Source organism: Stenotrophomonas sp. STEN035, from assembly GCF_056759935.1.
The window spans coordinates 77,963-87,790 of record NZ_JBRRDY010000019.1; the positions used below are offsets into that span (position 1 = coordinate 77,963).

Here is a 9,828-nt window from a genome sequence, read left to right on the forward strand (position 1 = left end):
CCGAGACGCTACCCTGTGCTGGTGACCAGCCCGCCCCTGATGCCGCCTGCTGCTGTACCCGCCTCGCTGGACGCCTTCCTGGCGGGCATCGGCCCGCGCGCGTTCCGTTTCGCCGAGGCCGGCCTGCGCCAGCGCGACGATGCGCTGGACGCGGTACAGGACGCCATGGAGCGCATGCTGGGCTACCGAGAGCGGCCGGCCGAGGAATGGACGGCCTTGTTCTGGAGCATCCTGCGTCGGCGCATCATCGACCTGCAGCGGCGCCGCAGCTTCCGCCTGAGGTTCTGGGCGCCCCAGGAAGACAACGACCAGGACAGCACCATCGACTGGGCCGATGAAGCTCCAGGCCCGGCACAGACGCACGAACAGCAGCGCAGCTATGCCCAGCTGGTCCAGGCATTGCGGCAGCTGCCGGCCCGCCAGCGCGAGGCCTTCAGCCTGCGCGTACTGCAGGAACTGGACGTGGCAACAACTGCCAAGGCCATGGGCTGTTCCGAAGGCTCGGTAAAAACCCACCTGTCGCGTGCCCGCGACGCATTGCAGAAACAACTGGAGGCCACGCGGTGAACCGCCTGCCCACACAACCCGAAACATTCGACCATCAGGCCCGACAGCTGCAGCAGCAGGCCGATGCCGCATTGTCCCCGGCTACTCTTGCGCGGCTGCGACAGGCCCGTCAGCAGGCCAGCATGGCGAGAACGCCATCGGTATGGCGCCGCCATCGCTGGTGGCTGGCTACCGCCTGCTCGGCGCTGCTGGCCGTGCCGGTGGCGATGCAGTTCAATCACAGCGCGCAGCCGCCCGCTGCACCCCTGATTGCCAGCCAGAACGCAGACGCTGACGACAGTTTGCTGTTCGACGAAAGCCCTGAGCTGTATCTGTGGCTGGGCTCCGACAATCTGGCGATGGAATGACGATGATGAAGACCGTACTGCCCTACCTGCTGCTACCGCTGCTGCTGATCTGTGCCAGCGCCCCTGCTGTCGCCCAGCAGCAGTTGCCCGAATGGGACCAGCTGACCCCTGCCCAGCGCGAGACCCTGATCGCACCGGTGCGGGATCGCTGGAACAGCTCCTCCCCCGATCGACGCCAGCGCAGCTATGAGCATGCCCGCAGCTGGCAGCAGATGACGCCGGAGCAGCGCGAGCAGGCCCGTCGCGGCATGCATCGCTTCGAGAACATGTCACCTGACCAGCGCCGCGACGCGCAGGCTTTGTTCGACAAGATGCGCGGCATGGACAAAGACCAGCGCCAGCAACTGCGCGAGCAATGGAACAAGATGAGCCCGGAACAGCGCCGGCAATGGGTGCAGGCCAACCCACCAGCGGCTCGCTCCCCGCACTGATCCGGCCTGTAGTGCCGAGCCATGCTCGGCAGAGTCTTTCCCAGCGAAAAGCTGCCCTCACCCCAACCCCTCTCCCGCATACGGGAGAGGGGCTAAAGCCAGAGCCGAGCCATGCTCGGCAGGGCTTTTCCAGCGAAAAGCGCCCTTGTGGGAGCGGCGTCAGCCGCGAAGCTGGCTTCAATGAGATACGGGCATACCCGCAACCCGAAAGACCGTTGGCTTCGCGGCTGACGCCGCTCCCACACGATGGCCTACGGGTAGCGCCACAGCCGAGCATGGCTCGGCTCTACCAAGGCCGGTCAGACCGGCGGAATCTCGCCGCCGGCCGGGCGTTGTGGCCACACTGTCTTGGCCAGCAGCTCATCGTTCCAGTCGAACGACAACTTGCCGTCCTTCAGGAACAAAGCCACGAAGTTGTAGACGTTGCGCGCAAACATCTCACTGGCGTGTACCGCGCCCATGCTGGCCAGGTTGAGCGGACCAGCAACCGTCACCCCGCCAACCTCGACGGTCTGGCCCGGTTGGGTAGCTTCGCAGTTGCCGCCGGTTTCAGCCGCCAGATCAACGATCACGCTGCCTGGGCGCATGCCCGCCACCATCGCCGCGGTAACGATCTTCGGCGCCGGGCGCCCCGGCACAGCCGCGGTGCAGACCACCACATCCACGCCTTTCAGATGCTCGGCCAGTCGTCTCTGCTGCTCAGCACGCTCGTCGTCGGTCAGTTGCCGGGCGTAGCCGCCTTCACCTGCCGCGCTGACGCCAAGATCCAGAAACTTGCCGCCCAGCGATTCAATCTGCTCGCGGGTTTCCGGGCGCACATCGAAGCCCTCGACTGCGGCACCCAGGCGCTTGGCAGTGGCAACGGCCTGCAGGCCTGCAACACCGGCGCCAACGATCAATACCTTGGACGGGCGGATGGTGCCGGCCGCGGTGGTCAGCATCGGGAAGAAGCGCGGCGCCAGCTGGGCGGCAATCAAGGTCGCCTTGTAACCTGCCATGCCGGCCTGCGAGCTGAGCACATCCATCGCCTGCGCACGGGTGGTACGCGGCAATCGTTCCAGCGGAAAGGTCTGCAGCTGCCGCGCCTGCAACGCAGCCGCGCGCGCGGGGTCGGCTTCAGGCTGCACACCACCAACCAGTACCGCTCCGGTTTTCAGGCGGGCAATGCTGGACAAGGATGGCGCCTGTACGCACAACACCAGATCCGCGTCTTCCAACGCGTCACCCAGCTGTGCACCAGCATCCACATAGGCCTGATCGGGGAAGCCCGCGGCCGTACCTGCGCCGGACTGCAGGTGTACCTGCGCGCCGGCTGAAACAAGCTTCTTCACCGTTTCCGGCGTGGCGGCAACGCGTCGCTCGCCTTCAGCGGTTTCCTTCAATACCAAGACATCTACGGCCATTCCAGTCCTCGATGCGCAGCGGATCAACCGCCGGATCGTAGCAAAGCCGGTGCCTTGTGCGGCAGGCCTTGGCCTGCCGGTTTGCAATCAGCGCGCTGCGCCCTGCGGCTCAAGGCGGTCGATCACACCTTGCATGGCGCTGTCGAAGGCACCGTCATCCACGTGCGGACGCAGCCGCTCCAAGCGCACCATCACCGCCAGTTCTTCCGGCGAGGCCACGCAGAAGCGAATGCCGCGACGGTTGACGAACAGCAGCCGCGAGGAGATCGGGCTCACCCACGACAACTTGCCGGCCTGCATCTTGCCGTCCTTGTCGATGAAATCCAGCCAGGTGCCAATCTCCATCCGGCGGAAACGCTCGGCATCGGTGTCGTCGAAGTCCTCGGCCTTGGTCGCGCTGCCAAACTCGATGGCGGGTGTTTCTGGCGCCGGCGGCGTTGGCAGGGCTACCTGTGGGAGTTCCGGCAGCGCGCGTTCCAGTTCCGGGCGCAGCTCGGCGATGGACTGCAAGGTGTCGTGCAAGGCATCGATCGCGGTGGTGCCGCCATCGCCGTGCAAGCCGACACTGGCAAACACTTTGCGCAGGCCCGGCTGGCAGGACTGCAGCCACGGTTTGCCGACGATATGACGACGCGCCTCGACCACCTCTTCCAGCACGTCGTCGGCCAGTTTCAAGGCCTCGGTCACGCCCTCGCCTTCGTCACCTTCACGCAACAAGGTGAGGGTGAGATGGTGATTCCAGGGCTGGCGCAGGAAATCTGCGATGGCCTTGGGCAGGGTCGCGTCGGCAACACGCTTGTCCAGCTCGGCAGCGGCACGGTTGCGCGCGACTTCCAGTTTTTCCTGGCCGCGCTGGGTTTCCGCCGCACGCCGTTCAGTGATCTCAACCCGGCGCCGATGCTGGGCCAGGAAGTCGCGGAATTCTTCTTCCAACGTCAGGAAGATCGCCAGGTTCTCGTTGAACTCGGCGGTCAACCGTTCAATGATTTCTTCGACCTTGCCCATCAGCGCGCGCTCGGCCTGGCTTTCACCGGCATTGCCCTCGCAGGCCTCGGCCAGCGAATTGAGCAGCTTGCGCGCCGGATGGGTCTTCTGCACGAACATGCGCCGGTCGAGCATGGCGACCTTGACGAAGGGCACCACCAGCCGGCCGATCAGCTCGCGCGAGCGGCCTTCCAGATCGCGCTCGTCCAGCATCACGTCAAACAGCATGCCGACCAGGTCGATGGCGTCCTCGTCCTGCGGGTCCAGATGCGTCTGCTGCGGGTCCACACCCAGCCGCGTCGCACCGGACAGCACTTCACTCTTGAGCCGCTGCGCCAGCGATTCACCGTCCTCGCCCACCGCCGCACGCAGGGTTGCGCTGGGCGTGGCCTGCAGCAGCGACAACACCGACATCATCTCGCGCTGGTTTAGAGAGCGCTGATGGCCAGCTCCGGTCTGCCCCGCGTCAGCTGAGGACGCAGAGGCGCCTTCACGGGTCTGCCGGCTCTGCGCCAGCAGCTCGTGCAGTGCTTCCAGCACCATGTTCTGTGGATTGCCAAAGGCCTGTTCGGCATCAAAACCTGCTGCTGCCTGCGCGGCAGCCTGGCCAGCCATGCTGCCGCGGCGCTGGCTCCAGCGTTCGGAAAAGCGCCGCGCCCACATCGGCGCGTGACCCGGGTCGAACCCTTCCTCTTCTTCCTGTGCAGCCTGCGCCATCTGCTCGGCAGGCGTGCGCTGCGACGTGGAACGGCGTGGTGCGGCGATCTCGGGTGCGGCACCGGCCTGAGCCAGTCGCTCGTCCACTGCCTGGTAGAGCTTGCCAATACCGGCCGCAAACTCACGCTCGCACAACTTGAACAGCACCAGCCGCACTTCCGCGGCCAGGTCGCAGGTGTAGAACGCCTCGTGCACGGCAACACCAATGTGCTCCGGCCCAATAGGGTTGGTATCGGCATCCAGCGCCGCCACCCCAGCCACCCAGGCCAGGCGGTGATCGATGCGCTGCAATACCTGCTTCCAGTCGCGCAACAGCACGGTCGCAAAATTGCGCACGGCCAGGCGTGACTCAAGAATGTGTTCGGGGACCAGGCTCAGACCGCCGTCGCTCTGCCCGGCCAATACGGTTTCAGCCGACTGCGGGGTGCCCGCTTCCAGCGCAGCCCAGGCCTGCTGCAGGTGCGAGTCGAAACGACGGGAGATTTCATCGCGGCGGCGGCGCAGCTCGCGCATGCCATCCAGGAACGCCAGCTGCGACGGGCCAGCCGTCTCGGCGCGGTCGAACAAGGCGTCATCAAACCCCGCCAGTACCTTGGCAAAGGCCTGCGACAGCACAGGCAAGGCAGCCTCGCGGGCCACGCCAAGCAGGTTCTGGTTACGACCGGGCTGACCGGCGGGATGCGGACTGGACATCATGCGCAAAGGCTCCACACCCTTACAGGCGCTGCTCTTCTGATAAACGGTTTAGGAAATGCAGACGCGGCCCCTGAATCCGCACGCGCATGGTAGGCGGAGAAGATGAACAGGGTAAGTGATGCAGTGCGCATTTCCCACCTCATGATCGCTTCACCTCAATACCAGCAATGCTAAGCGTCTCAGCGCTTATTAGCGACCCACGGTTTGTTCAGGGCACACAACACAGCGCACAAAACTGACCCCGCCCGGCGCTAAGGGGCCGGTACATCGGCGGCGTCTATAATCAATAGCCGCCTCAGCCCCTGTGACCCATGTCCGACAACTGCTTCCTGCAAGCGCTGGATCAGCGCCATTCGGTGCCCTCCCTGCAACTGGGCGAGCCAGCACCGGATCAAGCCACGCAGCTGCGCATGCTACAATCGGCAGTGCGCGTGCCAGACCACGGCAAGATGGTGCCGTTCCGTTTCCTGCGCCTGCAGGGCGACGCGCGCCATGCACTGGGCGAATTCCTGGCCCAGCGCAGCCGCCAGCGCGACCCCAATGCATCCGAAGCGGCGGTCGAGAAGGACCGCCAGCGTTTCTCGCATGCGCCGCTGATCATCACCGTGATTGCCCGCCTGCAGGACAACCCCAAGGTGCCCGCACAGGAACAGTTGCTCACCGCCGGCTGCGCCTGCTTCGCGCTCCTGCAGGCCGCGCAGGGCTGCGGCTTCGGCGCACAGTGGCTGACCGCGTGGATGAGCAGCGACCCCGAGGTCGCCCGCCATCTGGGTCTGGCCAGCAACGAGCAGATCGTCGGCTTCATCCACATCGGCACCCCGAAGATCGCCGTCCCTGACCGCGAACGGCCCGATCCGGCAGCGCTGCTGCAGGACTGGCAGCCGTGAATGCTGCCAATGCTCCACTGCCGCCGCTCTACCTGATCGACGCCAGCCTGTATGTGTTCCGCGCCTGGCACTCGATCCCCGACGAGTTCCAGGATGCGCAGGGTTGGCCGGTGAACGCAGTTCACGGTTTTGCCCGCTTCCTGCTCGACCTGCTGGAGCGCGAGCGCCCGCAGCACATCGCTGTGGCTTTCGACGAAGCGCTGGACAGCTGCTTCCGCCACGTGCTCTATCCCGCCTACAAGGGCAACCGCGACCCGGCCCCGGATGAACTGCGCCGCCAGTTCGCCCATTGCAAGGCACTGTGCGCTGCGCTGGGCCTGGAAGTGCTGGCCGACCGCGAATACGAAGCCGACGACCTGATCGGCAGTGCCCTGCACGCCAGTCGCGGTCGCCTGCGCGGCGTCATCGTCTCGGCCGACAAGGACTTGTCGCAGCTGCTGCTGGAACACGACGAGCAGTGGGACTACGCCCGCAACCAGCGTTGGGGCGCGGACGGGGTGAAGGCGCGGCAAGGTGTGCATGCGCACCAGGTGGCCGATTATCTGGCCCTGTGCGGCGATGCAGTCGACAACATCCCCGGCGTCTCCGGCATTGGCGCCAAATCGGCGGCGGTGCTGCTGGCCCATTTCGGCAGCATGGACACCCTGCTCGAGCGCATCGACGAAGTACCGTTCCTGCGCCTGCGTGGCGCCGCCACCATGGCGGTGCGGCTGCGCGAGCAGCGCGAACAAGCACTCCTGTTCCGCCAACTGACCACGGTTGCCTTGAACGCCCCGCTGCACAATGCCGCAGGCGGTTTCGTGCGCGCCAATGGCGACGGCGACATGCTTGGCGGGTTGTGTGAGGCGCTGCGCTTTGGCCCGATGACGCGCCGCCGGCTGATGACTGCAGCCGGCCTGCAATCCCCTTCCACTCCAGCCAACGAGTTCGCATGAGCCAGAACACTGCTGAACCCCGCGTCGTCTACGAAGGCAAGTACCAGCGCATGCTGGTGCGCGGCACCTGGGAGTACAGCGAGCGCACCCATGCTGGCGGGCTGGCTGCGATCATCATCGCAGTCACCCCCGATGATGAAGTGCTGTTCGTCGAGCAGTTCCGCGTGCCACTGCAGGCGCGCACCATCGAGATGCCGGCCGGGCTGGTTGGCGATATCGATGCAGGTGAATCCATCGAGGTTTCAGCCGTACGCGAGTTGGAGGAAGAGACTGGTTGGACCGCCGACCACGCCGAAGTGCTGATGATCGGCCCCACTTCCTCCGGCGCCAGCAGCGAGAAGATCGCTTTCGTGCGTGCCACCGGCCTGCGCAAGGTCGGCGACGGCGGCGGCGATGCCAGCGAAGACATCACCGTGCACAGCATCCCGCGCCAACGCGCTGCAGCCTGGCTGGTGGAGAAAATGGGCGAAGGCTACGAGCTGGACGCGAAGTTGTGGGCTGGCCTGTGGATGATCGAACACCATCTGGATGGGCGTCCGCGTGGCTGACTCAGGCTTGCAAGGCGTCGCCCCACTGCTCGGTGCCGATGATCCGGCGGTCTTCACTGTTCACAACCCGCGCGGCGTGTCCCCGTTCCTGCTGCTGGCCGATCATGCCGGCCAGCGCGTGCCGCAGGCGCTGCAGGACCTGGGCTTGCCGCAGGCCGAACTGGACCGCCACATCGGCTGGGATATCGGCATCGCCGGCACCACCCGCGCTCTGGCCGAACGTCTTGACGCCTGGGCGATCGAGCAGACCTATTCGCGGTTGCTGATCGACTGCAACCGGCCGCTGGTGTCGCCGACGCTGATCCCTGAAGTCAGCGATGGCACCACTGTTCCCGCCAATCTCGGTCTTGATCCGCAGCAACGCCAACAGCGCATCGACGCGATCCATGCGCCCTACCATGCGCGCATCGATGCCGAGCTGGACCGCCGGCACGATGCAGGCGTGCCGACCCTGCTGGTGATGATGCACAGTTTCACCCCGGCGATGGCCGGCGTGAAACGTCCATGGCATGCGGGCGTGCTCTACCACCAGGACACACGCTTTGCGCATGCGCTGTTGCAGGCATTGCGCGAGGAAGGCGACCTGGTGGTTGGTGACAACCAACCGTATTCGGTGAACAGCAGCAGCGACTATGCAGTACCGGTGCACGGCGAAGGCCGCGGACTGGTGCATGTGGAACTGGAGATCCGCCAGGACCTGATTGCCGATGCGGCTGGGCAGCAAGCGTGGGCGGAGCGACTGGAGCGGATTTTCCGCAATCTGCAGCCGATGTTGCTCGCAATGCAGGAACCTAGCGCCGCGCTGTAGGAGCGGCGTAAGCCGCGAAGCGGATGGCGTGTCGGATGTTGCGCTTGTAGGGCCTCTGCCGAGCATGGCTCGGCACTACAGGTGCTGACGCTTTTGTGGGAGCAGTGTAAGCCGCGAAGCTGATGGCGTGTCGGATGTTGCGCTTGCAGGGCCCCTGCCGAGCATGGCTTGGCACTACAGGTGCTGACGTTTTTGTGGGAGCGGCGTAAGCCGCGAAGCTGATGCAGCTTCCGGCAACTGCAATGCTTCGCATCATGCATTGCCAGCTTCGCGGCTTACGCCGCTCCTACAACAACCATCGGCGTCGGCACTGCTGACCACGGGAAGGGTTTGTAGACTCGCACCTGCAATGGCACGCCGAAGGCATCGAAGGCCGCGACAATCCCGGCACAGCGCTTCCGGTCCAGCTGTTCACCCAGACACACCGGCAGATCGCGGCAAGCAGCCAAAGCCTCGCCAATCGATACAGCCAACACTCCCGCCACCTGCCGCGCTGCTTCCTTCACGTGTTGCGCAGGACATTGCGCCAGCACCACATCGAAGCTGGCGTAAATACCGGGCCCGACACCCAGCGCCCGTGCTGCTTCCTGCTCGGTCTCGGAAGCTTCACCCAGGTTTTCGTCGATACCTGGCACCTGCCGGAACGCGTCGTACTCGGCGTAGTAGTCCAGCGCCGCCGCGTACTCCTCCAATGTGGATAGCGGACGCTGACGTTTCTGCACATCGAGCACATCGGCAAACGTCGCCGGCTCCAGGAAACTGGACAGGCCCAAGGCACGCGCCGCCATCGGCAACTCGTCATCATCGAACGCTTCCGCCTCGCTGGCTGGCAGCCAGAACGATGCGCCCAACGCGCCGCCATCGCTGACGTGAACCCAGCCATAGCGCGCCCACACTTCATCGTCGTCGTTGCAGCTGGCGAAGCTGTCCAGGGTCTGGCGGAGATCCAATAGTTCGATCATGCGTCGCTGGGCAGGCAGTCGGCGGAACTGCAGTCTAGCGGTGCCGGCCGCAGGCGCAACGCAGCCACCACGCCGAGTGCGGCGAACAGCGCAGCGCCATATTGCGCAGGGACCAATCCCTGCAGCGCCTGCACGCTGTCCGCCGGCGCGGTTGCGCGTGCCGCATTGGCCAGGATCACCAGCAGCGTCGGCTCTGTCTCGCGTTGTCCACACAGGCTGTGTCCCAGCATATACACAAGCTGTGGATAAGAGTCTGCAGCCCTTGTGTACCAATGCCTTGCGAGTACTGGTGATTATTTGGCCAAACGGCATTGTAGTGCCGAGCCATGCTCGGCAGGGGCCTTACCAGCAATCCAAAACTGTCGGAGCAGCGTCAGCCGCGAAGCTGATAGCAATGATCTGATGGGAATTTCTGCCATCTGCTCATCTACGAGCTTCGCGGCTGCCGCCGCTCCCACAAAAAGTGTATCGGTACCGTCCGTGCCCGGACATGGGGCGCACAGAACCGGCCCGCGAATAAACCGGCGGCCCTGGTCGGTGGCG

Annotated in this window: 12 protein-coding genes; 7 read left to right on the forward strand and 5 right to left on the reverse strand. The window is 65.1% G+C overall.

The annotated features are described in order from the left end of the window. The first annotated feature begins 15 nt into the window (after positions 1-15). The 3 genes from ACVOLL_RS12010 to ACVOLL_RS12020 are packed head-to-tail and all read left to right on the forward strand — an operon-like array spanning position 16 to position 1,345. Positions 16-567 carry an RNA polymerase sigma factor gene (locus ACVOLL_RS12010; protein ID WP_481513073.1) on the forward strand — a complete coding sequence of 184 codons (552 nt, stop codon included), beginning with the start codon at positions 16-18 and terminating at the stop codon, positions 565-567. After that, positions 564-914 carry a hypothetical protein gene (locus ACVOLL_RS12015; protein WP_481513074.1) on the forward strand — a complete coding sequence of 117 codons (351 nt, stop codon included), beginning with the start codon at positions 564-566 and terminating at the stop codon, positions 912-914. Before ACVOLL_RS12010 ends, ACVOLL_RS12015 begins: the two co-directional genes overlap by 4 nt. A gap of 5 nt (positions 915-919) precedes the next feature. Then, a complete protein-coding gene (locus ACVOLL_RS12020; protein WP_481513075.1) occupies positions 920-1,345 on the forward strand; it encodes a DUF3106 domain-containing protein in 426 nt (141 codons plus the stop codon). A gap of 299 nt (positions 1,346-1,644) precedes the next feature. On the opposite strand, the gene ACVOLL_RS12025 is transcribed toward ACVOLL_RS12020, so the two are convergent. Together ACVOLL_RS12025 and ACVOLL_RS12030 are read right to left on the reverse strand one after the other, a co-directional pair. After that, positions 1,645-2,748: an NAD(P) transhydrogenase subunit alpha gene (locus ACVOLL_RS12025; protein WP_481513076.1), complete on the reverse strand. Its 1,104-nt coding sequence runs from the start codon at positions 2,746-2,748 to the stop codon at positions 1,645-1,647. A gap of 87 nt (positions 2,749-2,835) precedes the next feature. Then, positions 2,836-5,145, reverse strand: a complete 2,310-nt coding sequence (locus ACVOLL_RS12030) for a DUF1631 domain-containing protein (protein ID WP_481513077.1) — start codon at positions 5,143-5,145, stop codon at positions 2,836-2,838. A 311-nt stretch (positions 5,146-5,456) separates the two neighbouring features. On the opposite strand from ACVOLL_RS12030, the gene ACVOLL_RS12035 reads away from it, so the two are divergent. From ACVOLL_RS12035 to ACVOLL_RS12050, 4 genes are read left to right on the forward strand one after another with little or no spacing between them, the layout of a single operon-like run. Next, positions 5,457-6,032 carry a nitroreductase family protein gene (locus ACVOLL_RS12035; protein ID WP_481513078.1) on the forward strand — a complete coding sequence of 192 codons (576 nt, stop codon included), beginning with the start codon at positions 5,457-5,459 and terminating at the stop codon, positions 6,030-6,032. After that, complete coding sequence (locus ACVOLL_RS12040; RefSeq protein WP_481513086.1) at positions 6,020-6,967, forward strand: 5'-3' exonuclease; 948 nt, start codon at positions 6,020-6,022, stop codon at positions 6,965-6,967. The genes ACVOLL_RS12035 and ACVOLL_RS12040 overlap by 13 nt, the downstream gene beginning before the upstream one ends. Continuing rightward, entirely contained in the window at positions 6,964-7,515 is a 552-nt protein-coding gene (locus ACVOLL_RS12045) for an NUDIX hydrolase (RefSeq protein WP_303748991.1), read from the forward strand. The genes ACVOLL_RS12040 and ACVOLL_RS12045 overlap by 4 nt, the downstream gene beginning before the upstream one ends. Next, entirely contained in the window at positions 7,496-8,323 is an 828-nt protein-coding gene (locus ACVOLL_RS12050; protein ID WP_481513079.1) for an N-formylglutamate amidohydrolase, read from the forward strand. The genes ACVOLL_RS12045 and ACVOLL_RS12050 overlap by 20 nt, the downstream gene beginning before the upstream one ends. 275 nt (positions 8,324-8,598) lie before the next feature. Here the strand turns inward: ACVOLL_RS12050 and ACVOLL_RS12055 are convergent, their stop codons facing one another. The 3 genes from ACVOLL_RS12055 to ACVOLL_RS12065 all read right to left on the reverse strand — a co-directional run. Next, on the reverse strand, positions 8,599-9,285 hold the full coding sequence (locus ACVOLL_RS12055; RefSeq protein ID WP_481513080.1) for a DUF7716 domain-containing protein: 687 nt from the start codon (positions 9,283-9,285) through the stop codon (positions 8,599-8,601). Continuing rightward, positions 9,282-9,515, reverse strand: coding sequence for a hypothetical protein (locus ACVOLL_RS12060; RefSeq protein ID WP_481513081.1), 234 nt, complete (start codon positions 9,513-9,515; stop codon positions 9,282-9,284). Before ACVOLL_RS12060 ends, ACVOLL_RS12055 begins: the two co-directional genes overlap by 4 nt. 63 nt (positions 9,516-9,578) lie before the next feature. Then, positions 9,579-9,828: hypothetical protein (locus ACVOLL_RS12065; protein WP_481513082.1), on the reverse strand; the 250-nt coding region annotated here is incomplete at its 5' end.

What these genes read in the sequence shown, in the direction of transcription:
- ACVOLL_RS12020 (WP_481513075.1), top strand. Translation starts at nt 920, where the DNA reads ATGAAGACCGTACTGCCCTACCTGCTGCTACCGCTGCTGCTGATCTGT.
- ACVOLL_RS12025 (WP_481513076.1), bottom strand. Translation starts at nt 2,748, where the DNA reads ATGGCCGTAGATGTCTTGGTATTGAAGGAAACCGCTGAAGGCGAGCGA.
- ACVOLL_RS12030 (WP_481513077.1), bottom strand. Translation starts at nt 5,145, where the DNA reads ATGATGTCCAGTCCGCATCCCGCCGGTCAGCCCGGTCGTAACCAGAAC.
- ACVOLL_RS12035 (WP_481513078.1), top strand. Translation starts at nt 5,457, where the DNA reads ATGTCCGACAACTGCTTCCTGCAAGCGCTGGATCAGCGCCATTCGGTG.
- ACVOLL_RS12045 (WP_303748991.1), top strand. Translation starts at nt 6,964, where the DNA reads ATGAGCCAGAACACTGCTGAACCCCGCGTCGTCTACGAAGGCAAGTAC.
- ACVOLL_RS12050 (WP_481513079.1), top strand. Translation starts at nt 7,496, where the DNA reads ATGGGCGTCCGCGTGGCTGACTCAGGCTTGCAAGGCGTCGCCCCACTG.
- ACVOLL_RS12055 (WP_481513080.1), bottom strand. Translation starts at nt 9,285, where the DNA reads ATGATCGAACTATTGGATCTCCGCCAGACCCTGGACAGCTTCGCCAGC.
- ACVOLL_RS12060 (WP_481513081.1), bottom strand. Translation starts at nt 9,515, where the DNA reads ATGCTGGGACACAGCCTGTGTGGACAACGCGAGACAGAGCCGACGCTG.